The following is a 24,388-nucleotide window of genomic DNA, read 5'->3' on the forward strand; positions in this document are numbered from 1 at the left end:
CCTATCACCTCACCCATCGCAACAACTTCATCGCCGCCTCCGGCGATGGCGGCGCCGACCCGTCGGATTTCATGACCGATGTCGTCTCGCAGGCGATGGAACGCGGCGAGATCCCCAAGGCCGATCCGGAGCTTTACTCCGGCATGGCGCTGGGCGTGGTCATGCAGAGCGCGGAATACAGCCTCTATGGCCGCATCAAGCGCCCGCTTTCGGCTCATGTCGAGGCCTTCACCCGCGCCATCATGGCCGTGCTGCACTCGGCCTGATCCGAGCCCGACTCCACACAGATTTTCATTGAGCAAAGGAGCCCGTCATGCGGTCCTTCATCTTCAATATTGCCTATTGGTCCCTGTCCGGCGTCTACGCCATCATCTGTGCCGGGCTGGCGCTCCTGCCCGGCCGCTGGGCGCTGATGCACGGCATCCGCTCCTATTCGCGCGCTACCGTGATCCTGATGCGCGTCATTTGCGGCATCAAGGTCGAGGTCCGCGGCACGCCGCCGAAGAACCAGCCGGTCGTCATCGCGGCCAAGCACCAGTCCTGGGGCGACGGCATTGTCATGATGGCCAAGACCGGGGATGTGAACTTCGTCTGTGGCGATCACATGCTGAAATTCCCGCTGATCGGCTGGGTACTCAAGCGTTGCGGCGCCATCGTGGTCAACAATCAGGGTGGTGAGAAAGCGGCTCAGAGCCTGAAAGACGGCATGGCCCGCAGCCAGGGTGAAGGCGCGCCGCGTCCGATCCTGATCTATCCGGAAGGCCATCTGACCGAGGTCGGCACAGGTATGCGCTATCGCTCGGGTGCCTGGCGCATGTCGCACCAGCTGGATCGTCCGGTGGTGCCGGTGGCGACCAATCTGGGCCAGTGCTGGCCGCAGCAGAAATGGTCCAAATTCAAGGGCACGGCCGTCATCGAATTCCTCGAGCCGATGCAGCCCAGCGCCGACCGCGACGCCTTCCTGGCCAAGCTGGAGCGTGACGTGGAAGCCAAATCGCGGGCCCTGGAGGCAGAATTTGCGCACCAGCACCAAGCACTGCACTGTGTCGAAAGCAATGAAAGCCGGGCCGAGGCGTGCATCTAGACACGCCCGCCGGCGGGGCCAACGCGCCCCGGGGAGGAAATGACCATGCGGTCCTTTATCTTTAACTGCCTGTTCTGGGGTATCTCGGCGGTCTTTGCGCTGACCTGCTATGGCCTGTCCTGGCTGCCCTGGCGCACCCCGTTGGTGAAGACGATGATCGGCTATGCCCATACCATCCGCTTCACCATGTACTGGGTCGCCGGCATCAAGATCGAGGTCCGCGGCACCCCGCCCAAGGGCCAGCCGGTCATCCTCGCCGCCAAGCATCAATCCTATGCCGACGGCCCGCTAATGCTGGCCATCTCCGGCGACATCAATTTCGTCATCGGCAATGGCATTGAGAAATTCCCGCTGATCAACCGTATCGTCCGCATCGCCGGCGCCACCATGGTCAATAGCCAGGGCAACACCACTGCCGCGGGTGCGCTGGAAGACGCGATCTCGCGCTCACATGGCGAGAACCGGCCGATCCTGATCTATCCGGAAGGCGGTCTGGCTGCGATCGGTGAGACCAAGAGATATCGCAAGGGCGTCTACAAGATCTACCAGACGCTCGAGCGCCCCGTTATCCCCGTGGCCACCAATCTGGGCCTGCGCTGGCAGCAGGAGGATTGGGAGAAAAGCCCCGGCACCGCGGTGATCGAATTCCTCGATCCGCTGCCGACCGGCCTGCCCCGGGAAATTTTCATGCAACGCCTGCAGGACGCGGTGGAAACACGCACGCGGGCTTTGGAAGCGGAAGGCCAGACCTTCCAGGAGCAAATGGCATGAGCCTGAAATCCTCCCTCTCCCTGATCGGCACGAAACGCTTCACGCCGATCCTCGCTGCCTCGGCGCTGGGCACATTCAACGACAATATGTTCAAGAACGCGCTGATCATCATGGCCACCTTCTCCGGTCTCACCGTGGCCGATCTGCCGTCAGAAACCGTGGTCCCGATCGCGGCGACGGCCTTCACCCTGCCGCTCTTCCTGTTCTCGGCCATCTCCGGCCAGATCGCGGATCGTTATGACCGCGCCATGCTGATGCGCCGGGCCAAGTTCGCCGAGATCATCCTGATGCTGATCGCGGCGGCGGGCTTCCTGCTCAACAACGGCTGGATCCTGATCTTCACCCTGTTCCTGATGGGGGCGCAATCGGCCTTTTATGCGCCCTCGCGGGTCTCCTCCATGCCGCATTATCTCAAGCCGGAGGAGCTGGTGGCGGGCAATGCCCTGTTCGGCGCCGTCTTCTTCATCTGCCTCTTATTGGGCCAGGCCGGCGGGCAATTGCTCGCAGCGACGCCAAACGGACCGCAGATCGTGGCCGGTCTCCTGATCGTGTTTGCAATCGCGGGGTTTGCCAGCATTGTGCCCACCCCGCCCTCACCGGCCGCCAATCCGGATCTGAAAATCCGCTGGAATTTCATCATCGAAACCGGGCGTATCATCTATTTCGCAACGCAATTGCCGCAGGTCCTGCGCCCGCTCCTGGGCATGGCCTGGTTCTATCTTTTCACCGCCGGCCTGATGACGCTGATGCCGCTCCTGGTGCGCGAGGTTATGGGCGAAGGCGCGTCCCTGGTGACCTTGTTCTCCGTCCTCTTCGTGATCGGTGCCGCAACCGGCTCGCTGGCGGTCGGGGCGCTGACCAAGGGCCGCGATGCGATCATCTTCACCGTGGTGGGCGGTTTCGGCCTGCTGGCGATCAATCTCTATATCGGCTGGCAAGTCGCGACCTGGGTGCCGACGCCGGAACCGGTCGGCGCCATCGCTTTTGCCCAAGACCCGGGCAATTGGCACCTGCTCATCGCCTTCTTCGCCTCAGCCGTGTTTGCCGGTCTCTATATCGTGCCGCTGCAGGCCATGGCCCAACGCCGGGCCCCGATTGAGAAACGCGCGCGTCTGCTGGCCGCCGGTACGCTGCTCAATGCCCTGGGTGCCTCGATCGGCCAGCTGGGCCTGCTCGCCCTGAGCACGTTTGCGCTGCCGATCTGGTGGGTTTTCGTCTTCGTCGGCGTGGGCACCGGGCTGATCGCCATGGCCAGCATGCGCTATGTCGGATCACCCAACCGGCCTTACAGCCCTTCGTGATGGAAAATTAAGCCGGGTGGGGGTAACACCCCTACCCATGACCATGATTACCACGACAGCGGAGCTCAGCCGCGCTTGCGACGCGCTCCTGCAAAGCGATTTCGTCGCCGTCGACACCGAATTTATGCGTGAGACCGTGTATTGGCCGGCCCTGTGCCTGATCCAGGCCGCTGGCCATGACACGGAGATTATCATCGACCCGCTTGCGGAAGGCCTCGATCTGGAGCCGTTCTGGGAGCTGATGGCCGATGATCGCGTGATGAAAGTCTTCCACGCTGCGCGCCAGGACCTGGAGATCTTCTTCCACCAGGGTGAAGGCCTGATCCCGGCACCGCTGTTTGATACCCAGGTCGGAGCCATGGCCCTCGGACTGGGCGATTCCATCGCCTATGACGGCCTCGTTCGCGCCCTCCTGAAGCGCTCGATCGACAAGGGGCCGCGCTTTACCGACTGGTCGCGCCGCCCGTTGAGCGACAAACAGCTCAAATACGCCATGGCCGACGTCACCCATTTGCGCGATCTCTACCCGATCATGCGCGAGAAGCTCGACCGCAAGGGCCGCGAGGACTGGCTGGCCGAGGAGATGGGCATACTGACCCGCCCGGCCACTTATGAGCTCAACCCCGAAGACGCCTGGCGCCGCTTGAAACTGCGCAAGATGACGCCGCAATGGCTCGCCGGCCTGCGCTGTGCCGCTGCCTGGCGCGAACGCGAGGCCCAGACCCGCGACATGCCGCGCCAGCGCGTCATGAAAGACGATGCGCTCTACGAGATTGCTGCGACTGCGCCGACAGAAGCGAGCCAGCTGCAGGGCCTGCGCGCCGTGCCCAAGGGCTTTGAACGTTCGCGCCCGGCCGAGCGCCTCTACGAGGCCATGCGCGCCGTGATGGCGGATCCGGAAAGCTATGCGCCGAAGGTGGAAAAACCCGCCCCGCCGCCCTCCAATGTCGGCCCGACAGTGGAATTGCTGAAAGTCTATCTCAAGCTGGTTGCCGAAGAGGCCGGTGTTGCCACCCGACTCATCGCTACCGTGCCGGACCTGGAAAAGCTTGCCGCCGATCCCAAGGCCGACATCCCGGCCAATACCGGCTGGCGCCGCGAGGTTTTCGGCGAACCGGCCGTACGCCTGATGCAGGGCGAGATCGCCCTGGCCCTGAAGGATGGCCGCGTCGTCATGCAGGACGTGAAGAGCTAGCGATACTCCACCACCGCGTCCCGGCCGATAATGCCGGCCAGGCCGCCGAGTTGGGAAATCGAGCGTTCGACATAAAGATCGCGGACGCTGTCATCGACCTGGAGCAGGATCCGGTCCGCTTGCGTGCTCAGGGTGAAGCGGCCCAGCAGCGCTTCGGAGCGGCCGGAGAGCTTGGCAGCAAGGCGCAGGGCCAGACCCAGGAATTGCGCGCGTTCATGCTGGGCTTCGCTCATCAAGCGCGGTGCCTCCATGACCTCCATGGCATGGGAGGAGCCGCCATGCCGGTAATGCGTGACCGCGGCGAGGAAGACCCGTTCGGCATGATCAATCCCGGCAAAGGGCGCATAAAGCACGGTTTCACGGGCGAGATCGGTGCGGTGATCGGGATGCATGCGCGCACCCATATCCGCCAAGCGGCAGGCCGCTTCCAGCAGCAGCCAGTCGCGTCGCGGCGAGAATACGGGGTCCAAAGGCTCCATTACCGGCCGCAGCCAGGCCGCCAGGGCGCGACCGAACGCCGGCGCCGGAGCGGCCGGGCGAGACAGCGCCTCTGCCCCGGCCACCAACGGGTCCTGGTCGCGCAGGGCTTCTGACTGCCCGGCCATGATGACGCCTTCGCGCAGCCCATAGGCAGAGAACACGATACGCCCGAAACCGCCGCGCTTGATCAGGCGGCGCAACAGCAGAGCCGCATAGGGCAAGGTCGCCGCCCGGCGGCGGCCGACGCCGGGAATGCCTTCCAGCGAGGCCGGACTCAACCGAGCCGCCAGCCGGGTCAGCTGGCGCGCCTGTTTATCGTCGAGAGCAAATTGATGCACCACGCGCAGCGGATAGCCCGAGCGGGCAAAGGCCAGCTGCGCCAGCGCCCGCCAGGCCCCGCCGACGGCGTAGAAGGTTGTGCCTTCAGCGCCAGAGAAATCGATCTCGTCGAGGCGTTTTTCGATCTTGCGCTTGGCGCGCGCATAATCCCAGCCCTTGGCGCCGAGCACTTCCTGCGGCCCGAGCGGAAAGGTCTTGCCCGCTTGCGGACGGCCATTGACCAGGGGCGTGATCTCCAGGCTCGACCCGCCCAGATCGCCAGTCATGCCGTGGGCGTCGGGAATGCCGGCCACCAGGCCGAGAGCCGACATCACGCCCTCCTGGGCACCGGACAGCACGCGGACCTCAAGCCCGGTGCGCTCGGCAACCTGTTTGACGAAGTCCGGGCCATCCTTTGCGTTGCGCACGGCGGCGGTCGCCACGACGTGCCGGTCAGAGACGCCCTTGGCATCGAGCAGGCGCTGGAAACGCTTCAGCGCCCGCAGCGCAATATCAACCCCTTTGGGATTGAGGCGGCCACTATCGCGCACCCCCTCGCCCAGACCGGCCATGACCTTTTCATTATAGATCGGCCAGAGGGCTCGCCCCTCGAGACGGAAATGCACCAGGCGGACAGAATTCGAGCCGACATCGATAACGGCAACATCGCGCTCGATCGCATTCTCCGCGATCAGTCCCTGATCTGTCGCCCCCAGAACCAAGGCCTAGCCGCCATTTCCGGTCAAAACTGGCGGGGTATCGCCTGAGAGCGCTTCGCCGCGCCCGGACAGGGACGGGTTGGTCATGAAATAGGCATGGGCCGAGAACGGATCCTCAATGGCCGAGACATCCACCCGGCGGTAATCTCCGTTACCGTCCATATACCAGCTATTGGCCTCATCATTGAGATTGGCGACCATGATCTGGTCGAGCACCTGGCGGTGCACAGTCGGGTTCTGGATCGGGCAGAGATGTTCAACGCGGCGATCAAGATTGCGCGGCATCCAGTCAGCCGAAGAAATATAGATCTTGGCGTGCGGCGACGGCATTTCATGGCCATTGGCGAAGGCGACGATGCGGGTGTGTTCGAGGAAACGTCCGACAATACTCTTTACCCGGATATTCTCCGACAGCCCCGGTATACCGGGGCGCAGGCAGCATATCCCGCGTACGACAAGATCGACCTTCACCCCGGCCTGGCTGGCCGCGTACAGCGCATCGATGATTTCCGGGTGCACCAGCGCATTGAGCTTGACCCAGACCGCGGCCGGCTTGCCCGCCTTGGCGTTCTCGATCTCATTCTCGATGCTTTCAATCAGCATCTGTTTGAGATTGATCGGCGAAAGCGCCAGGCGTTCCAGGTTTTGCGGACGCGCATAACCGGTGATGTAGTTGAACACGCGACCGGCATCGCGGCCGAAGGCCGGATCAGCGGTAAACAGCGACAGGTCGGTATAAACCCGCGCTGTGATCGGATGGTAATTGCCGGTGCCGAAATGGGCATAGGTGCGCAGCTCGCTGCCTTCACGCCGCACCACCAGCGAGACCTTGGCGTGGGTCTTGTACTCGATGAAGCCATAGACAACCTGAACGCCCGCGCGCTCAAGATCCCGGGCCCATTTCAGATTGGCTTCTTCATCAAAGCGCGCCTTGAGCTCGACCAGGGCGGTGACATTCTTGCCTGCCTCGGCGGCCTCGATCAGGGCGGCGACGATGGGTGAGTTTTTCGAGGTGCGATAGAGCGTCTGCTTGATTGCGACAACATCGGGGTCAGCCACGGCCTGGCGCAGGAAAGCGACGACCACGTCGAAGCTTTCATAGGGGTGGTGGATGACGATGTCCTTTTCCCGGATTGCGGCGAAGCAATCGCCGCCATGGTCGCGGATGCGTTCGGGATAGCGCGGCTCATAGGGACGGAAGAGGAGTTCAGGCCGGTCATCCGGGATCAACTGGCTCACCTGGGCCAGGCCGAGAATTCCGGAGATCGGCACCACGTCCTGATCTTCGGCGCCCAAATGCGCGATGATGAAATTGCGCAGCTCGTCCGGCATGCTGGCTTCAAGCTTGAGGCGCACAATGACGCCGCGGCGGCGCTGTTTGAGCAGGTTTTCAAACTCGAGAACCAGGTCCTCGCTTTCTTCCTCGATCTCGATATCGCTGTCGCGGATAACCCGGAAGGCACCCTGCCCGATGACTTCATGCCCCGGGAAGAGCGTGTCGACATACATCGCCAGCACGGTTTCCAGCGCGATGAAACGGCGCTCGGGGCGCCCCGGCGTGTCGCTTTCGCGGGCGGGCAGTTCGACGAAGCGTTTCACCCCGAGCGGCATCGGGATGAGGCCATACATCTCCTTGCCGTCTTCCTTGTTGCGCAGGTGCAGCGCCAGGGCGAAGCCGAGATTGGGGATGAAGGGGAAAGGGTGCGCCGGATCGATCGCCAGCGGCGTGATCACCGGCAGGGTGTGAGACAGGAAATCGCCATGCAGCCAGGCCGCATCCGTCTTGGACAATTGCCCGGCCCCGAGCACCGACACGCCACGCTCGGCCATCTCTGAACTGAGCGAATCCCACAAGGCCTGCTGCTTGCCCATCAGCTCGCTGGCGAGGACGTGAATCTGATCGAGCTGTTCGGCCGGTGTGAGGCCGTCGATACTGGTTGCGGTCACACCATTGCGGACCAGTGCGCGCAGCCCCGCCACACGCACCATGAAAAACTCGTCCAGATTGGATGCTGAGATCGACAGAAACCGCAAACGTTCAAACACCGGGTGCTGCGGGTTCTCCGCCTCTTCGATCACCCGCATATTGAAACGCAACCAGGACAGCTCGCGATTGAGAAAACGCGACGGGCTCGACTTGAGCTCTTCGATATCTGCTGCCGGGTTGAGGTCCGCGGTCATTCACCGTCTCCTGGATCAGGGGCGTCGGGATTAAGTTCTGCAAGTACTTCACGCGCCACCGCACGCGTGATCGGAGTCCGTTTTACCAGCGCCCGTTTGTCCAGCAAGTCAACGAGTGTCCTTGCCGCAGCCACCGATCTTTCCATGCGCGGCAGGAGATATTCGATGACCCCCGGCTTGATCGGCGCATGCCGGTCATTGAGCTGTTTCTGGATCAGCTGCGTCAGCAAGTCGTCATCCGGCTCGTGCAGCGTCACCTGGGGCAAGGCACGCAGCCGCGACACCAGGTCGGGCAATTCAGCGCCCCACTGTGCCGGTGGCAGGCGGGCACTTAACAGCAAGGCCGGCAGATCGCCCTCAGCCGCACGGTTGAAGGCATGAAAGAGCGCCGTTTCGCTGCCACCGCGATCGGCATCCTCGACCACAAGCGCTGCGCCGGGCTCAAGCTGGTCCAGAACGCTCTCAAGGGCGTGCAGCGTGGTCATGCGCGCACCACTTTGCTGCGCCCAGATGGCGGCCAGATGCGATTTGCCGCTACCGGGCGGGCCGACCAAGGCAAAGGCGCCCGCAGGCCAGTCACGCCAGCGTTCCAGCGCTGTAACGGCCTCGCGGTTGGCATCGCCGCGAATAAAGCTGTCCACGCTAAAATCGACCCGGCCGGGCAGATCCAGCGCCAATTGCTGCGTCATGCTCGTGTCAGCCCTTTTGTGCGGGCTCAGAATTCAGTCCGGACGACCCAACCGAGGTCGGGATACTCTTCCAGTGCAGCGCCACGTTCGGCCAGTTCGGATACCAACTGCTCGAGGGCACCGCGATAATTTACCGTCATCAGCGCTCCATCGCGCGACATCGCATCGAGGCGGGCATCCTCGACCAGCGAAGCCCCCGTCAGTGCGGCTTGCAGTGTACGCCATTCACCGAGCCCGCCATAGAGCACGGTAACGCGGAATTCCTGGGTTTCGCCATCGCGCACGACCGACTGGCGTTTCCACTCGGTCTCACGGTCGAAGACAAATTGCTGAGCTGCATTGCTCCAGCCCCCGAAGACGCTTTGCGGTCCCCAGGTCTCAACAGCGAGCTCCTCGGCATTGTCCAGATTGACCAGATAACCGCCAAAGCGGCGAATGCCGCCGCGTTCCTGGGCGCGCAGCACGGCGATACGATTGACGCCGTAAAAAGCGCCCGCTGCGCGCAGCGCCTCTTCATTCAGGCTCAACGCATCGCGCGCCGAAATCAGCGCAGCGCCTTCCATATTGCCGGGCACGAACATCGGCGTCAGGGAATTGTCGAAAGACTGGCTGGTCCAGGCCTGGCGCCAGGGATTATCCTCCCACAGCATGAAATCGGTAGCGCCATCGAGGATCGGCAGGACCAGGGTCGGGCGCGACTGCGCGGAGACATAGGGGATGCCATAGGCGCCGAACACACGCTCGACAGCGCGTGGGTCGAAACTGATGTTCAGATCGGCGAGATAACGCGTCGAACTGCGTTGCTCATTCTGGATCTCGAGGCCCGAGATCATTTCCGCAACGATCGTCTGATCAAGCTCGGCACCGACAACCATCTCACCGAACTCATTCATGTGCGGCTCGAAATCGAAACCGGTACCGGCCCGGTCTTCCTGCAATGTCAGGCGTTCAATGAGGATGCGCGCCGCATCTTCCTGGCCCTGGCGCATGGCCGCGGTCTGGGCTTCCAGCGCATTATCGGCGCTGGCATCAATGGACACATTGCCCACCGTATAAGGGTCGTCGGCCTGAACACTGGATACAGCAAGGATCGACAGGCTCAGAGCGGCAATAAAGGAACGCACGGGCAGAACTCCTGGTGGCGCGATTTGACCGCCACTATAGCTGCCCAACAGCTGGCGTGAAGCCCGCGACTTGCGTTGCAACGACGTTTGCACTGTACTCCGCGCTCTTTTTTCCACGGGCTGAGGGATTCGCGATGGCGAACAAGGAAACGGGCGCTCCGGCTAACGGGCTGACCTATGCCGATAGTGGTGTCGACATCGATGCCGGTGACGCGCTGGTCGATCGCATCAAACCGCTGGCGGCCTCCACCCGGCGCCCCGGCGCGGCAGCCGATCTCGGCGGTTTTGGCGGTGCCTTTGATCTCAAGGCCGCCGGCTATGACGATCCGATCCTGATTTCCGGCACGGATGGTGTCGGTACCAAGCTGAAGCTCGCAATCGCCACCGGAAAGGTCGATACGGTCGGGATTGATCTCGTCGCCATGTGCGTCAACGACATCCTGGCCCAGGGCGCTGAACCGCTGTTTTTCCTGGACTATCTGGCCACCTCCAAGCTCGACCCGGCACGCGGCGCCAATATCGTTTCCGGTATCGCCGCCGGCTGCCGCGAAAGCGGCTGTGCTCTGATCGGCGGTGAAACCGCAGAAATGCCGGGCATGTATGAGGGCGAGGATTTCGACCTGGCCGGCTTTGTCGTCGGTGCGGCCGAGCGCGGACGCCTTCTGCCTGACCATGACCGCATGGCAGCAGGCGATGTCCTCATCGGCCTGGCCTCCTCCGGCGTGCACTCCAACGGCTATTCCCTGGTCCGCAAAGTGGTCGAAGTGGCTGGCCTGGACTGGTCCGATGCGGCGCCCTTCGCACCGGAGCAAACCCTGGGCGACGCCCTGCTCGCTCCGACCCGGCTCTACGTCAAAGCCTGCCTGCCGCTGATCAAGGCGGGCCTGGTCAATGGCCTCGCCCATATCACCGGCGGTGGCCTGGTTGAGAACCCGCCGCGAATGACGCCGAAAATACTCAATCCGGTCATCGATTACACGGCCTTCGAACTGCCGCCCGTGTTCAAATGGCTGGCTGAGACCGGCGGCATTGCCGAGAGCGAAATGCACCGCACGTTCAATTGCGGGATCGGCATGCTCCTGTGCGTCGCCCGTGAAGATGCCGAGAAGGCGCTTTCCATGCTTGCCGAAAACGGTGAGACCGGCATCATTGTCGGTGAACTTCAAGCGGCCTGATCCAGGACACAGACCTGATGGCGAAAACCAAGATCGCCGTGCTCATCTCCGGGCGCGGCTCCAACATGCAGGCAATCATCGAGGCGGCGAAGGCGGAGGATTACCCCGCCGAGATCGTGCTCGTGGCCTCCAACAAGCCCGACGCACCGGGTCTGGCCGTGGCGGAAGCCGCCGGCATCGAGACAGAAGTGCTCGATCATCGCGATTATGAAACGCGCGAGGACTTCGAACAGGCCCTCGACACGCTGATCCGGCTCTATGGCGCCCGTATTGTCTGCCTGGCGGGATTCATGCGTATCCTGACGCCTTTCTTCACCGAGAAATGGCGTGACCTGCTGATCAATATCCACCCCTCGCTTTTGCCGGCCTTCAAGGGCCTGCACACGCATGAGCGGGCGCTGGAAGCCGGTGTGCGCCTGCATGGCTGCACGGTTCACTATGTGCGCCCGGAAATGGATGACGGCCCGATCATCGGCCAAGCCGCTGTACCGGTCCTGCATGGCGACACGCCCGACACCCTCGCCGCGCGTGTGCTCGAGGCGGAGCATCAGCTCTATCCGCAATGCATCGCCCTGGCCTGTGAAGGCAAGGCCCGGGTCGCCGGCGAACGGGTGCGATTGCAGGTGCGCGAATTCGGCGCCGATCTGCTGATGAACCCGCACGACTGATCCGGTCATGCGCATCACCGACGAGCTGGTCATAGACGAGGCCGAGATCGAGGAGCGCTTTATCCGCGCCTCCGGTCCCGGCGGTCAGCACGTCAACACAACCGACAGCGCGGTTCAGCTTCGCTTCGATGTGGAGGCGTGCGCGGCGCTGGCGCCGGACGTCAAGGCGCGGCTGAAACGCCTCGCCGGGTCACGCCTGACCAAGGACGGTGTGCTGGTTATCCGGGCGGACACCCAAAGGGCACGTGAACGCAACCGCGCAGACGCACGATCCCGACTCAGAACGCTCATCGAACGCGCGCTGATCGCGCCGAAACCGCGCAAGAAATCGCGCCCCTCCCTCGCCGCAGTGCGCCGGGCCAAGGAGGCCAAGGCCCGGATCAGCGCCAAGAAGACGGCGCGGAAGAAGCCGTCCTCCGAGGATTAGGCGGTTTCCACCAGCGCGTCGATTTCCACCAAGCGCTTGTCGATCTCGGCCTTTGGCAGGAAGGAACCGGTAAAGCTGTTCTTCGCAAGCGATATCACATCCGCTTCCGTCAGCCCGACAGCGATAGCGGTCTGCTTGAAATTCTCGTTCACATAGCCGCCGAAATAGGCCGGGTCGTCGGAATTGACTGTCGCCTTAAGCCCCAGTTCCAGCATGCGTTTCAGCGGGTGCTCGCGCAAATCACTGACCCCGCAGAGCTTGAGATTGGAGAGCGGACAAACGGTGAAAGTCATGCCCTCACCGGCCAGTCGTTGGACCAAGGCCTCGTCCTCAAGGGCCCGGTTGCCATGGTCGAGACGGTCGATTTTCAGAAGATCCAGCGCCTCATAGACATACTCCGGCGGCCCCTCTTCACCGGCATGGGCGACGCGCTTGAGGCCCAGCTCGGCTGCCGCCGCAAAAACGCGCTCGAACTTGGACGGCGGATGCCCCATCTCCGAACTGTCCAGCCCCACAGCCTCGATCCGGTCGAGATAGGGCTTGGCCTGTTCCAGGGTTTCAAACGCCGCCTCCTCGCTCAAATGACGCAGGAAGCAGAGAATAAGCCGCGAGGACAGCCCCCACTCCTTGTCCGCCTTGTCGAGCGCACCGGTGATACCGGTGATGACGGTCTCGAAACTCACCCCTCGATCCGTATGCCCCTGCGGATCAAAGAACACCTCGACATGGCGCACCGTGTCGGCATGGGCGCGTTCGAGATAAGCCCATGTCAGATCGAAGAAATCCTGCTCGGTGATCAGCACATTCATGCCGACATAATAGATATCGAGGAATTCCTGCAGATTGGCGAACTCATAGGCGGCCCGGACTTCCTCAACCGTCTTGAACGGGATCTCGACCGCATTGCGCCGCGCCAGTTCGAACATCAACTCCGGCTCGAGCGATCCTTCCAGATGCAGGTGCAATTCCGCCTTGGGCAGTCGGTCGATCAGGGCGTTGAGGTCGGTCATGGCGGGCTCCGGTGATGGGGGAGGTTTATGATCCCGCAATGCCAGAGCCGCCGCAAGTCTGTGTTTCGGTTATCCAAACACCCGGCGCAGCAGGGAGGACGCCTGCCCCAGCGGGTCGCGGCGGATCGCCCGCTCTTCCTCACCGATATAGTAGAAGACCCCATCCAGGGTCCTCTCGACAGCATGATCGCGAAGCGAATCCGCAAGATCATCGGAGGATACAGAGCCGAGCCCAAAGCGTGACAGGAGGTTATTGCCCCGGTTCACATGCGGCTCGATGCGGTCAAGCGTGCGGTATACGCCAGCACTGCTCATCGCATTGTTCATCGGCGGCTCCAGCATCGATCCCAGACGCGACCCGGAGCGGCGGCGAAGATATTCGGTGGCGGCTGTGTCAGACCCGCCGATAATATCGACAGCATCGCGCACCGTCATGCCGCGAATGACCGAGAGAAAAATCTCGCGCGCCTGGGGCATGGCCTGTTCCGCAGCGCGATTAAGGCCGAGCTCAAGGCTGTCGAGCTGGCCGGACAGCCCCAGCGGACGCAGTGTTGATTGCAGACGGCTGACCGAACGTGGCAGATCTATGCGCACTGTCGGATCGCCCCAAAAACCGTCGACTGCGCCCAAGCGGTGGGTCGCCAGTCGGGCGGCTTGGTCGAGGGCTTCACGCACACCATCCGCGGCCTGGGTACGGCCAAAGCTTTGGGCCTGAACTGCCGTACTGGCCAGCGAGGCCAGAGCCCCGGCGATGAAAACCCGTCTGTGCATAACATCCCCCCGGAATGGATCGCGAATCCCTGTTGCACGCGATCGGTTGAGCTTGAGGTTAGTCTTACGGGCCGGGAGATGAACAGGCGGCAACAGCCGTATCGCTGGACAGCCCGGCGCACAATTCCCGCGCCGCCCGTTGTTCGCCCCGTTCGATCAAGATCGCCGCCAGCGCCGGAATAGCCTCGCTATTGAACGGATCCCAGTGCAGCACACGCCGATACCAGCGCTCGGCATCCTCGATGCGCCCCTGTTCGGCATGCCGGCTGGCGATCATCAGCCCGGCGCCGGAATGCCAGGGCCGGATCCGTGCCGTCTCGGCATCATACCGGCGCGTCATGGCCTCGAAGGATTGCTCCAGATAACGCAGAGAGAGCTCCGGCTGCCCCTGATAGCCGTACAGGTCGGACAGGTTCATCAGGCTTTCCCAATTGTCCGGATCAATGGTGACGGCGCGGTCATAGGCCCGCATGGCTCCGTTGATATCGCCCATGGCCGAGCTGGCCAGGCCCAGAGCGCGATAGCCCGGCGCATAGCCCGGATCGATCTCCAGCGCTTGCCGCGCAACCCCCAGCGCCCGCTCCAGCTGCTGACGCGCTTGCGGTGTCGCCGTCCGGCCATTGGCAAGGGCCGTCTGGATACGCGAGTTCAGCCCAACTTCCGGCCAGTCTCCCGGGGACCAGCGCACCACGCTCTGGGTAATTGTGTTCGCCAGTCCAGCGTGTGCCGGAGCGCTGCCCGGATCAACCTCCAAAGCCCGCTGATACAGCCGCATGGCCGCCTCATTCTCGCTTTGTGTCATCTGCGCATAGAAATCATCAGCGCGGGCGATCAGATCCGCTGCCGGTTGGTCTTGCGGCGTGTTCACTGGCACCAGGAGCAAGAGAAGAACAACCGCTAGCAGCACCCCCGCCCCGGCCAGTCCCGCGGCCGGCAACCAGCGTGGCATGGCGGTTGCCGGGTCAGGCGGAGAAGACGCGGTCACAGCGAGGCGGTAGCCGCGCTTTGGCACTGTCACAACGAATTTGGCGTCCCGGGCTTCATCGCCCAAGGCCCGGCGCAGTTTCCACACCGCCCGCGACAGCGCGTCCTCATTGACCGTAACGCCCGGCCAGACTTTCTCGCCAATCGCCTCCCGGCTCACAGCCTCGCCGCCGGCCTCGGCGAGCACGACCAGCAAAGCCATGACTTTGGGTTCGATCTCGATGCTTTCGCCATCACGGATCAGACGCCCATTGCCCGGTTCGACGCGAATGTCTTCAAGCTGGAAGCCCGTCTGCAAATTCAAGGCTCTACTCCGGTCAAACCCGCATGGTCAGAAAAAGGTCAGATCAAAAGGATAGTCCGGTCATGGCGTGAAATGGAAGTGCGCACAAGGTTGGCGGATGATTGATCCGCTGATCTAAGGAATACAGATGCACGTCACCTCCACCGCCCTCGCCCTAGGCCTCGGCTTGCTCACCGCCCCCGTCACGGCCCAAACACCGGACCGGTTCTCGCCGGAGCAATTGCGCAGCGATTTCGACCATCTCTATACCACGCTGCAATCCGCCCAGCCGGGGCTTTATTCCGCCACCCCGCAATCCGTCCTCGATCAACGCCATGCGGAGATGATGGGCGATATCACGGGCCCGATGTCCGCTTTTGAGGCCACGGTCTACTTCCAGACCTTCCTCTCTGAAATCCGCATCGCTCATACCCGGATCGACTTTCCGGTCGGGGATTGGTTTGCCTGGCGCGACAATGGTGGCGGCGCCGTTCCCTTCGATATCCGCATCCGGGATGGCCGGGTCCTGGTGGAAAGCGCAATGCCACTGGAGAACGGCCTCCAGCGCGGGGATGAAATCATCGCCATCAATGGAACGCCCAACGCAATCTGGCTCAACAGGATGACCCGCCACCTGTCGGCGGACACCCCGGATTTCGCCTACACGCTGCTCGAGAGCTATTTCCCGGCCGTCGTCTGGCTGGAACATTCCGAAGCGGACAGCCTCGCCGTCACCGTAATCCGCGGCGATGCTCCGGAGATCACGATCAATGTCCCGCTTCTTTCCCGCGACGAGATGGCGGCTCTAGCCGATGCACCTGTCCAGTCCTTCCAATTGCCGCTGTTTGACACGCGCATGATTGGCGAAGACATCGGCTATCTGCGTCCCGGTCCGTTCTACAATACCGATGACGGTGGCAATACGTGGGATCCGACCAGCTATGTCGCCCGGGTCGATGCAGCCTTTGGCGACTTCATCGAGGCAGATGCCGGGGCCGTCATTCTTGATCTGCGCGATAATCCCGGCGGCAATAACACCTTCTCCGATCCGATCATCGCCTGGTTCGCCGACCAGGATTGGCGTTTCGCCTCCGAGTTCCGGCTCCTGGTGAGCGAGGCCACGACTGCGTCCAATGCTGCGCGCTTGGCCGATGGTGGCGGCGAGGTCAGCGCCCAGTATGCCGAGCTCTTCGCCAATGCGCGAAATGGCGACATCATCCTGTACGACTTCCCTGAGGCGAAACCGCGCGAGGGTGAGCGTTTTGAGGGTGAGGTATATGTCCTGATCAACCGCTATTCCTACTCCAATGCGGTGACCACGGCAGCGCTGATCCAGGATTATGGTTTTGGCACCATCGTGGGTGAAGTCACGGCGGACATGTCGACGACCTATGGCGCGATGGAATATTTCAGCCTTCCCACAACAGGCATCCGGGTCGGTTATCCCAAGGCCCACATCATCCGCCCCAATGGCGATGATCATCCACATCCTGTGACGCCGGACCTCGAACTGGATCTGCCGCCGCTCCGGGGCGAACACGATGCGGCCTTGGAACAGCTGGTCGACCACATCCGGGCCGGTTGACGCGCAAACAAAAACACCCCGGCCGCCTGGCCGGGGTGTTTGAGTGTTTCCACGACCAGGTGCGGATCGTGAACCCTTTTCCTTAGCCCACGATCTCATCGTCGGAGAAGAAGAACGGGATTTCCTGGGCAGCGGTTTCCGGAGCGTCAGAACCGTGCACGGAGTTCGCTTCGATCGACTCAGCGAACTCTTTGCGGATGGTGCCTTCAGCAGCATCTTCCGGGTTCGTGGCACCCATGACTTCGCGGTACTTGGCGATGGCGTCTTCACCTTCCAGAGCCTGGACGACGACCGGGCCGGAGATCATGAAGGTGACGAGGTCGTTGAAGAACGGACGCTCTTTGTGCACGCCGTAGAAGCCTTCAGCCTGCTCCTTGGTCATGCGGATGCGCTTTTGCGCGATGATGCGCAGACCGGCTTCCTCGATTTTGGCGTTGATGGCGCCAGTGAGGTTACGAGCGGTTGCGTCGGGCTTGATGATGGAGAAAGTGCGCTGGATCGCCATGACGTGTTTCCCTGAAATCGAAGGCTAGCAAAAAGCCCCGGAACGTCTCCGGGGCGGCATTTGCGCGGGCTTATAGCGGGGGAAGACCGCCTTGCATAGCGTACAAGACGGTCTTCATCAGATCAGGGCATTTCGCGATCCCACTCAAACCCGGCCAGACGCCAGATCGTCGATGGCGTGCGCTCGCTCAATTCAACAACGGAAAGCCCGGATCTCTCCATGGCCCGGCGCACAACCCAGGCCCCCGTGCGATAGCCAACCGCCAGGCGACCGTCAGGGTGGGCAAACATCCACTCGCCGTAATTGGCTGCCTGCGGCAAGGCGAGAATTTCCAGAGCCCAGTCTTCAACCTCCGCCGGCGGCTGCATCGGCTCCGGCATGGGCTCGTTAAGAAGCTCTTCGGCAAAAATCGTCGCCAGGCCTTCACTGATCACGGCGATCTGGATGCCATAGCCGAAATGATTGCCCTGCATCGTCCAGCCATGCGCCGTGTGATGGAGTTCATGGGCGAAAGTCGAGGCCAGACCGGCATCAACGGCGGCTTCGATCCCGCCGGGATAGGTGACGGAAATCTCGATCAGCACGTCATCGGGTTTGTCAGCCCGGCCGGTAACACCGCCGATCATGTCGAGCATGGGCCGGTCCACCGGCTCGACCCGCACATTCACATCGTCGGAGACATGCGGGAACCAGGCGTCGACTGCGGCGTGGATTTCATCGAGGCGATCATTGATCAGCGCCATCTCGGCCGCAGAAAATTCATGGTGTTCATTACTGGCGAAACTCGCCGAGACCGGATCGGCAGTTTGCGCGGTCAGAGCCGCGGCAGCGGCAAACAGGGTCAGCATATTCTTGTCTTTGTCCCATCAATACGCTCCCCAGCGTAGAGGCCGGAATGCCAAGACCGCGCGGCGCCGGCAAGCGGGACGGTGCATTACTGCTTCCCCCCAAATTGCTTCGCCCCAAGTGCACGAGCCAGCTCCCAGCCCCTCTACCGCTCGCACACATGCTTGCGCCCAGGCTTCGCGCAGGCTAACCCCCGCCTCCCATGCTGCACGTCAACGACCTCACCTATCGCATCGAAGGCCGGATGCTGTTTGATCAGGCCACCTTCGCCCTGTCGGCCAAGGGCAAGATGGGGTTGGTCGGGCGCAATGGCACCGGCAAGTCGACGCTGTTCCGTCTGATCCGGGGCGAGATTGCCTCGGAATCCGGTGAAGCGCGGGTCCAGAAAGGCGCCAAGGTGGGCTGGGTGGCCCAGGAAGCTCCCGGGGGTGATGACAGCCTGATCGACGTCGTGCTCGCGGCTGACCTCGAGCGCACAGCCCTGTTGGACGAAGCCGAGACAGCCACTGACCCGAACCGGATCGCCGACATCCAGACCCGCCTGGCCGATATCGAAAGCCATAGCGCCGAGGCCCGTGCCGGGTCGATCCTTGCGGGGCTGGGCTTTTCCGGCACCGATCAGCGCCGCGCCTGCCGCGAGTTTTCCGGCGGCTGGCGCATGCGTGTAGCCCTGGCAGCAACGCTCTTCGCGCGCCCTGACCTCCTCCTGCTCGATGAGCCGACCAACTATCTCGACCTGGAAGGCGTGATCTGGCTGGAGAATTACCTGCGCTCCTATCCCGGCGCGGTGCTGCTGATCTCGCACGACCGGGACCTGCTCAATGGCGCGGTCAATTCCATCGCCCACCTCAAGGACGGAAAGGTCTCCGTCTGGGAAGGCGGCTATGACGACTTCGAAAAAGCCCTGCGGGAAAAACAGCGCCTGCAAATGAAACTGCTGGAAAAGCAGGACGCCCAGCGCCGCCATCTGCAGAGCTTTGTTGACCGCTTCAAGGCCAAGGCCTCGAAAGCGAAGCAGGCGCAAAGCCGGGTCAAAATGCTCGAGCGCATGAAACCGGTGGCAACGATTGTCGATGACCCGGTGGCGCCGTTTGATTTTCCCAGCCCGCAGCGCCGCATGGCGCCACCGATCATCCGCATGCTCGACCTCAAGGCCGGCTATGAGCCGGACAAGCACGTGCTGCGGGACGTCAATCTCAATGTCGATCCGGACGACCGCATTGGCATTCTCGGTCGCAATGGAGCGGGCAAGTCTACGCTCGCCAAACTATTGTGCGACAAGCTCGATCCGAGTGACGGCTTCCTGCGCAAACACAAAAAGCTCGACATCGCCTATTTCGCCCAGCACCAGATCGACCTGTTATCGCCCGAAGTCTCCGCCTACCAGCATGTCGTGGAGCTGATGGAAGACGCGACGGAGGCTCAGCGACGCGCCCGTCTCGCGCGGTTCGGTCTGCCCGGCGACCGTCAGGAAACCCCGGCCAAGTCCCTGTCCGGGGGCGAGAAAGCCCGCCTGCTGTTCAACCTGATCACCTTTGAGGGCCCGCACCTCCTGATCCTCGACGAGCCGACCAACCACCTCGACATGGACAGCCGGGCCGAGCTGATCAATGCGATCAACGCCTATGACGGCGCGGTCGTGCTGATCTCGCACGACCGCTATCTCATCGAAGCCTGTGTCGACCAGCTCTGGCTCGTCGCTGACGGTACGGTGAAGCCCTATAACGACGATATCGAGACCTATCGCCAGTCTCTGCTCGGTCGCGGCCCGAAGGACGGCGCCAAGCGCAAAGGCCCGGCCACGGACGAAAAATCCGTCGCCCGCCGCTCCGCGGCTGAACAGCGCAAGCTGCTCAAGCCTCTGAAAGACGAGATCACCCGCTGGGAAAAAGAAGCCGACCGGCTGCGCGGCGTCATCGAGGTCATCGACAAGGGCCTGGCCGCGCCGGGCCTGTATGAAAAGGATCCCAAGACCGCCACCGATCTGCAGATCAAGCGCGCCAAGGCGGTCGAATTGCTCGACAGCGCCGAGACGAAATGGCTGGAAGCGGAAGAGAAGCTGGAAGCCGCTCAGGCGTAAGGCAGGCGGGCGTCTAACCCAGATTTAATACGCGCCCCCTCTGGTCGACGCTTTGAATAATTCTATTCTAAAGTGTGTTGATCAGGAGTCCCGCGTCGTGAATTTCGCCTATCCGGCGGCGCTCCTGCCCGCCTATATCGTCAATATCGTTATCCTTATCCCCGTCGTCACCGGGCTGTATTTCCGCTCCGGCACAGCCACCGTCTTTGGTGGCAAGGTCGCCCCGTCGGACGGGCTACGCTGGATGGTGGCCTCGCTTTACACGGGTATTCTCGCCGGTTCGGTTGTCGGTGTAATCTGGCCGGAGGAAATGGCCCCGATCCTCGGCCTGCAGGTCGTCTATAAAGCGATGTGGCTGATCGCCTATGTCTGGCCTTCGGTACGCGCGCGACAGCCCGTGCCGATCGGCCTGAGCCTGGCGTTTGCCGCCATCGTGACCGCTTACCCGGCCCTCATCATCTGCGCCACCATCGCCCCCGCCTGACGGCGCCGATTACACCCACAAGCCGCACAAATCCGCGCTAACCACTTGAGCGGGCGCGACAATACTCTGTTAACCCGGCGTTCGGACTTGGCTCATAATATATTATGAGCAGGCTGGGACTTGGGCGAGGCCCGCTTCTGCAAGGCCTATCGTCGGCCCGTAGTGCTTGGGATCAACCGGGTCAGGCGCGCAAACACGAGGAATAGAAGGCTGTCGCTTGGCGGCAGTGGCGACAATGAGGATCGAGCCCACCTGGCAAAGTGCGGATACTCCGCGCCGGCGCCGCAAGAACCGACGCCCGAAGACGGCGTCCGCAGATCGTGAAGCCCGCAGATATCCGGCTGCGACCAGCGACCGCCATCACCCGGTCGTCTCTCCCGCACCCGATCATCTGGACGACCAGTCCATTGCCCTGCCCGATAGAGACCGGGCTCTCTCTCTTGCCGAAGCGATCCGGAGCCAGCTGACGGTGCTGAAACTGGCCATCGCCGGCCATCACGACCCGCGCAATTACGGTCTGTTCTAACGCTCTAGCGCTTCCAGAATTCCCAGAGCCTGTAGGCTTTGCTGTTATGGGCACGGGCAAAGGCGCGTCTCCCCGCATAACCGAGCTCGGCGATACGGGCATCGAGGGGAGCATGAATGCGGCTCTCGCTCCAGCCATCGCGCTTGCCCCCCGCATAACGCTCCACCACGCCCAGCAGCCCGGCTTCAATCGCCGCGCCCCGCAGCCCGCCCAGCCCCTTCAGGGCATGGCTGACTTCTGCAGCATTGTCGCTGTTCAGACCGGCCAGGAGGCGGGCCTGAAAGCGCCCCTGATCACCCGGGTGGCGGGCACACCACCGCGAAAGCTCCGCCCAGGCATAGGTCTGGAAACCGGGGTCGTCGTGATCACAATAGGGCTCTGTCGCCGCGATATCATCAATGGCCCCACTGCCCAGGATACTGCTGGCATGAAGACAGCTGAGCGGATCAGATATCTCGCCCAGCCGCACCGTCACGGCTCGCCGGATAGCGTCATCGCCCTTCCAGCTTCCATTGTATAGGCCGCTGGAAGCCCCACCCCGATCCGCGCTTCAAACGCCCGAGCCTCTTGCGGCGATGCCGGCGGTCCAAGTGCGTAGCGATGTTGCTCGCTTCCAAAAACACGAAACGCTTCATCCTCCGCGCGCGCTTTTGGCAACTTGCTCCGGATACGCTCGATCTGAGCGCTGAACTGCTGGAGATTTTCCATCCCGCAGATCCCGCCTAGCCGCAGGTCAGGCTTTCAATCCGGTCACGCGCGTCAATTCGGATGGTGAGACGATCAGGCCGGTAAACAGTCGGATCGGGCGTGTGCGGGCCCAATACCAGGAAATTGTCCGGAATATCCCGCACGGAGACAGAGGTGCGACGGCGGCCGACCAAATGCTGCAGATCTTCCATGCCACATGTGCCGGTGATCGGACGCTGCACTTGCGAAAGCTCGACGTCTTCAACCATATCCAGCGGCGGCAACCCGTTCGCCGCGCCCGGGTCAGAGGCAGGGGCGGAGTTTTGCACCGGTGCGGTTTCTACCGGCTGAGACTGCTGCGGACCGGGCAGAAAGCCGTCAACCGTGGCACATCCCGCCAGAGTGACGAGGCCGGCAAGAAGGGTCGAACGCATCATCGCTTACATCTTTCCTGGGCGAACGGCGCGCAGCCTAGCGCGCGTGCGGCGAAGCTCAAGGGAAAATCAGGCTTTCTTTTCCCAGCGCCCGGCCTCTGACTGGCGCCAATAGGACACGCTTGCGCCCTCCCCGGACGCCCGTTTCCACAGTCCGCGCGCGGCAACGACCGCGCTTTCGTCATGACCGTCGAAGAGCACGATCGTGCGTTCGAATTCGGCAAATCCACCGGGCTCGGCACGGTCCAGCAGGAAGCAGCATTCCGCCTTGTTGGGATTATCCTCGCCTGCACTCAGCAAGACCGGCTGACGCGCATCATCGTCCGAGCCAGCTACGGCGTGCGGTGTGAAACTGTCATCCCGCCAGGTCCATAAAAGCTGGTCGAGAGATTTGAGCCGATCTTCTTCAGGCGAGCGGATCAGGGCTCGCCAGCCACGCGCCAGCGTCTTCTCAACGAGTTCAGGCAGAACCTCGTCAACGCTGGAACGTTCCAGATGGTAGAACCAAAGCTCTCCGGCCATGAAGATAAAAGGCGGCGCCGATGGGCGCCGCCTCTCCTAGTCGCTGAGGGCCTAACCCTCGTAATTGTCACGCACGAAACGGTCGAGAATACGCACGCCCCAACCCGTGCCCCAGCTCGGCTGGCGCGGATCGTCCTTCATGCCGCCCATTGCCGTACCGGCGATGTCGATATGACACCACGGCTTGTCATTGACGAAGCATTTGAGGAATTCCGCCGCCGAGATGGAACCGGCCAGACGGCCTTCGCCGACATTGCGGATATCAGCATTCTTAGTCTCGATGTGCTTTTCATAATCAGCACCGAGCGGCATGCGCCAAACCGGTTCACCGGAAACGTCGCCGGCTGCAGAAAGCTGAGTGGCGATGTCATCATCATTGGTGAAGATGCCGGCGCGTGTATTGCCGAGCGCAATCAGCATGGCACCGGTCAGCGTCGCCAGGTCGATGATCAGCTTGGGATCGAAACGGCCCTGGGAGTACCAGAGCACATCACCGAGAACGAGGCGGCCTTCCGCATCGGTGTTGAGGATCTCAACCGTCTGCCCCGACATGGAGGTGACGATGTCGCCCGGACGCTGCGCATTGCCGTCAGGCATGTTCTCGACCAGACCGACAATACCGATGGCATTGACCTTGGCCTTGCGGCCAGCCAGGGCGCGCATAAGGCCGACGACAGCAGCAGAGCCGCCCATATCACCCTTCATTTCGTCCATGCCGGCACCCGGCTTGAGCGAGATACCACCACTATCAAAGGTCAGACCCTTGCCGACAAAGAGCAGCGGCTTTTCGCCGGCCTCGCCGCCATTCCATTTCATGATGGCGATATGGCTTTCCTTGTCCGAGCCCTGGCCAACGGCGAGCAGCATATCCATGCCCAGTTCGGACATCTTGGCTTCGTCGAGAATCTCGATCTCCAGGCCATGCTCGGTCAGCCCCTCGATCTTCTTGGCGTAGGTTTCCGGGTGCAGCACGTTCGGCGGCAGGTTGGTGACGTCACGGGCGAGGTCGACGCCCGCCGCTACAGCGCCCCAGCTGTCCCAGGCCGCACCGGCTGCTGCAGTATCATCAGCTGCGATCACGACGGTTTCCAGCGACGGGCGCTTATCCGCGGTGAGCTTGGTGCGATAATCGTCGAAACGGTAGGACGCCAGGCGCGCGCCAAGACCGGCACGGGCCGCGCCCTCGGCATCGGTGACACCATCGAGGCGCAGGGTAATGGCGGTTTCACCGCTCAGCAGGACCTTGCCGGTCACGGCGGCAGCGGCTTTCTCGATCACACCGGCATCAGCCTTGTCCTTGGCACCGAGGCCGAAGAGCACCACGCGCGGCGCATTGAGGCCGGCCGGGGCGAGCACTTCGAGCGTCTGGCCCGGCTTGCCTTCAAACCGCGAGGCCTCAATGGCGCGCCGCAGGGCACCACCTGCGGATTCGTCCGCGGCTGCCGCGGCTGCGGAGAACTCGGCATCGGCGTAGACGGCAAGTGCAAGCGATCCGGATACGGAACCAGGCGCGGCGAATTCGATCTTCATGGCAAAACC

The 24,388-nt window shown here is 62.6% G+C and carries 25 protein-coding genes and 1 pseudogene; 12 read left to right on the forward strand and 14 right to left on the reverse strand.

Translation table 11 applies throughout. The features are described from left to right. From Q1V57_RS09775 to rnd, 5 genes and pseudogenes are all read left to right on the forward strand, one after another. Window positions 1–266 (forward strand): annotated as a pseudogene (locus Q1V57_RS09775) (hypothetical protein); the annotation flags it as partial. 47 nt (window positions 267–313) lie between these two features. Then, window positions 314–1,084, forward strand: coding sequence for a lysophospholipid acyltransferase family protein (locus Q1V57_RS09780; RefSeq protein WP_300530084.1), 771 nt, complete (start codon window positions 314–316; stop codon window positions 1,082–1,084). Window positions 1,085–1,129: 45 nt separating this feature from the next. Then, the gene (locus Q1V57_RS09785) at window positions 1,130–1,855 is read left to right on the forward strand and encodes a lysophospholipid acyltransferase family protein (protein ID WP_300530086.1); all 726 of its coding nucleotides are present in this window, start codon (window positions 1,130–1,132) and stop codon (window positions 1,853–1,855) included. Continuing rightward, entirely contained in the window at window positions 1,852–3,156 is a 1,305-nt protein-coding gene (locus tag Q1V57_RS09790; protein ID WP_300530088.1) for an MFS transporter, read from the forward strand. Before Q1V57_RS09785 ends, Q1V57_RS09790 begins: the two co-directional genes overlap by 4 nt. Before the next feature lie 37 nt (window positions 3,157–3,193). Then, on the forward strand, window positions 3,194–4,351 hold the full coding sequence (rnd, locus tag Q1V57_RS09795) for a ribonuclease D (RefSeq protein ID WP_300530090.1): 1,158 nt from the start codon (window positions 3,194–3,196) through the stop codon (window positions 4,349–4,351). On the opposite strand, the gene Q1V57_RS09800 is transcribed toward rnd, so the two are convergent. From Q1V57_RS09800 to Q1V57_RS09815, 4 genes are read right to left on the reverse strand one after another with little or no spacing between them, the layout of a single operon-like run. Further along, window positions 4,348–5,871, reverse strand: coding sequence for a Ppx/GppA family phosphatase (locus tag Q1V57_RS09800; protein ID WP_300530092.1), 1,524 nt, complete (start codon window positions 5,869–5,871; stop codon window positions 4,348–4,350). The genes rnd and Q1V57_RS09800 overlap by 4 nt on opposite strands. Window positions 5,872–5,874: 3 nt before the next feature. Beyond that, window positions 5,875–8,049 (reverse strand): RNA degradosome polyphosphate kinase, encoded by a 2,175-nt coding sequence (locus tag Q1V57_RS09805; protein WP_300530093.1) that lies wholly within the window; start codon window positions 8,047–8,049, stop codon window positions 5,875–5,877. Next, window positions 8,046–8,738, reverse strand: a complete 693-nt coding sequence (locus Q1V57_RS09810; protein ID WP_300530095.1) for a hypothetical protein — start codon at window positions 8,736–8,738, stop codon at window positions 8,046–8,048. Before Q1V57_RS09810 ends, Q1V57_RS09805 begins: the two co-directional genes overlap by 4 nt. Window positions 8,739–8,764: 26 nt before the next feature. Then, window positions 8,765–9,862, reverse strand: a complete 1,098-nt coding sequence (locus Q1V57_RS09815; RefSeq protein WP_300530096.1) for a DUF2066 domain-containing protein — start codon at window positions 9,860–9,862, stop codon at window positions 8,765–8,767. A gap of 134 nt (window positions 9,863–9,996) precedes the next feature. On the opposite strand from Q1V57_RS09815, the gene purM reads away from it, so the two are divergent. The 3 genes from purM to arfB are packed head-to-tail and all read left to right on the forward strand — an operon-like array spanning window position 9,997 to window position 12,132. Beyond that, complete coding sequence (gene purM / locus Q1V57_RS09820; protein ID WP_300530098.1) at window positions 9,997–11,037, forward strand: phosphoribosylformylglycinamidine cyclo-ligase; 1,041 nt, start codon at window positions 9,997–9,999, stop codon at window positions 11,035–11,037. Window positions 11,038–11,054: 17 nt separating this feature from the next. Next, window positions 11,055–11,705 (forward strand): phosphoribosylglycinamide formyltransferase, encoded by a 651-nt coding sequence (purN, locus tag Q1V57_RS09825; protein ID WP_300530100.1) that lies wholly within the window; start codon window positions 11,055–11,057, stop codon window positions 11,703–11,705. A 7-nt stretch (window positions 11,706–11,712) separates the two neighbouring features. Next, window positions 11,713–12,132 carry an alternative ribosome rescue aminoacyl-tRNA hydrolase ArfB gene (gene arfB, locus Q1V57_RS09830; RefSeq protein WP_300530102.1) on the forward strand — a complete coding sequence of 140 codons (420 nt, stop codon included), beginning with the start codon at window positions 11,713–11,715 and terminating at the stop codon, window positions 12,130–12,132. Here the strand turns inward: arfB and Q1V57_RS09835 are convergent. From Q1V57_RS09835 to Q1V57_RS09845, 3 genes are all read right to left on the reverse strand, one after another. Beyond that, window positions 12,129–13,142 (reverse strand): adenosine deaminase, encoded by a 1,014-nt coding sequence (locus tag Q1V57_RS09835; RefSeq protein ID WP_300530104.1) that lies wholly within the window; start codon window positions 13,140–13,142, stop codon window positions 12,129–12,131. The two genes, arfB and Q1V57_RS09835, sit on opposite strands and share 4 nt — an antisense overlap. 69 nt (window positions 13,143–13,211) lie before the next feature. Continuing rightward, complete coding sequence (locus Q1V57_RS09840) at window positions 13,212–13,913, reverse strand: DUF4197 domain-containing protein (RefSeq protein WP_300530105.1); 702 nt, start codon at window positions 13,911–13,913, stop codon at window positions 13,212–13,214. A 64-nt stretch (window positions 13,914–13,977) separates the two neighbouring features. Beyond that, complete coding sequence (locus Q1V57_RS09845) at window positions 13,978–15,201, reverse strand: winged helix-turn-helix domain-containing protein (protein ID WP_300530107.1); 1,224 nt, start codon at window positions 15,199–15,201, stop codon at window positions 13,978–13,980. A 127-nt stretch (window positions 15,202–15,328) separates the two neighbouring features. Between Q1V57_RS09845 and Q1V57_RS09850 the strand changes: the two genes are divergently transcribed. Then, window positions 15,329–16,765: a S41 family peptidase gene (locus Q1V57_RS09850; RefSeq protein ID WP_300530109.1), complete on the forward strand. Its 1,437-nt coding sequence runs from the start codon at window positions 15,329–15,331 to the stop codon at window positions 16,763–16,765. A gap of 82 nt (window positions 16,766–16,847) precedes the next feature. Here Q1V57_RS09850 and ndk read toward each other — a convergent pair whose 3' ends face one another. Then, window positions 16,848–17,270, reverse strand: coding sequence for a nucleoside-diphosphate kinase (gene ndk / locus Q1V57_RS09855; protein ID WP_300530111.1), 423 nt, complete (start codon window positions 17,268–17,270; stop codon window positions 16,848–16,850). Between the two features lie 122 nt (window positions 17,271–17,392). Further along, the gene (locus Q1V57_RS09860) at window positions 17,393–18,118 is read right to left on the reverse strand and encodes a DUF2268 domain-containing putative Zn-dependent protease (protein WP_300530113.1); all 726 of its coding nucleotides are present in this window, start codon (window positions 18,116–18,118) and stop codon (window positions 17,393–17,395) included. A 200-nt stretch (window positions 18,119–18,318) separates the two neighbouring features. On the opposite strand from Q1V57_RS09860, the gene Q1V57_RS09865 reads away from it, so the two are divergent. The 3 genes from Q1V57_RS09865 (at window position 18,319) to Q1V57_RS09875 (ending at window position 21,206) form a co-directional block, all read left to right on the forward strand. Further along, a complete protein-coding gene (locus tag Q1V57_RS09865; protein WP_300530115.1) occupies window positions 18,319–20,196 on the forward strand; it encodes an ABC-F family ATP-binding cassette domain-containing protein in 1,878 nt (625 codons plus the stop codon). A 97-nt stretch (window positions 20,197–20,293) separates the two neighbouring features. Then, entirely contained in the window at window positions 20,294–20,680 is a 387-nt protein-coding gene (locus tag Q1V57_RS09870; RefSeq protein ID WP_300530116.1) for a hypothetical protein, read from the forward strand. 235 nt (window positions 20,681–20,915) lie between these two features. After that, window positions 20,916–21,206 (forward strand): hypothetical protein, encoded by a 291-nt coding sequence (locus tag Q1V57_RS09875; protein WP_300530118.1) that lies wholly within the window; start codon window positions 20,916–20,918, stop codon window positions 21,204–21,206. 4 nt (window positions 21,207–21,210) lie between these two features. Here Q1V57_RS09875 and Q1V57_RS09880 read toward each other — a convergent pair whose 3' ends face one another. The 5 genes from Q1V57_RS09880 to Q1V57_RS09900 all read right to left on the reverse strand — a co-directional run bounded on the left by Q1V57_RS09880 (window position 21,211) and on the right by Q1V57_RS09900 (window position 24,379). Then, window positions 21,211–21,681 carry a hypothetical protein gene (locus tag Q1V57_RS09880; protein WP_300530120.1) on the reverse strand — a complete coding sequence of 157 codons (471 nt, stop codon included), beginning with the start codon at window positions 21,679–21,681 and terminating at the stop codon, window positions 21,211–21,213. After that, on the reverse strand, window positions 21,678–21,914 hold the full coding sequence (locus tag Q1V57_RS09885; protein WP_300530121.1) for a hypothetical protein: 237 nt from the start codon (window positions 21,912–21,914) through the stop codon (window positions 21,678–21,680). Before Q1V57_RS09885 ends, Q1V57_RS09880 begins: the two co-directional genes overlap by 4 nt. 14 nt (window positions 21,915–21,928) lie before the next feature. Continuing rightward, window positions 21,929–22,330, reverse strand: coding sequence for a hypothetical protein (locus Q1V57_RS09890; protein WP_300530123.1), 402 nt, complete (start codon window positions 22,328–22,330; stop codon window positions 21,929–21,931). Window positions 22,331–22,396: 66 nt separating this feature from the next. Further along, window positions 22,397–22,849 (reverse strand): DNA polymerase III subunit chi, encoded by a 453-nt coding sequence (locus tag Q1V57_RS09895; RefSeq protein WP_300530125.1) that lies wholly within the window; start codon window positions 22,847–22,849, stop codon window positions 22,397–22,399. Between the two features lie 51 nt (window positions 22,850–22,900). Beyond that, complete coding sequence (locus Q1V57_RS09900) at window positions 22,901–24,379, reverse strand: leucyl aminopeptidase (protein ID WP_300530127.1); 1,479 nt, start codon at window positions 24,377–24,379, stop codon at window positions 22,901–22,903. Window positions 24,380–24,388: the final 9 nt, after the last annotated feature.

Origin of the sequence: Maricaulis sp. (assembly GCF_030149425.1) — a bacterium.
Taxonomy (GTDB): domain Bacteria; phylum Pseudomonadota; class Alphaproteobacteria; order Caulobacterales; family Maricaulaceae; genus Maricaulis.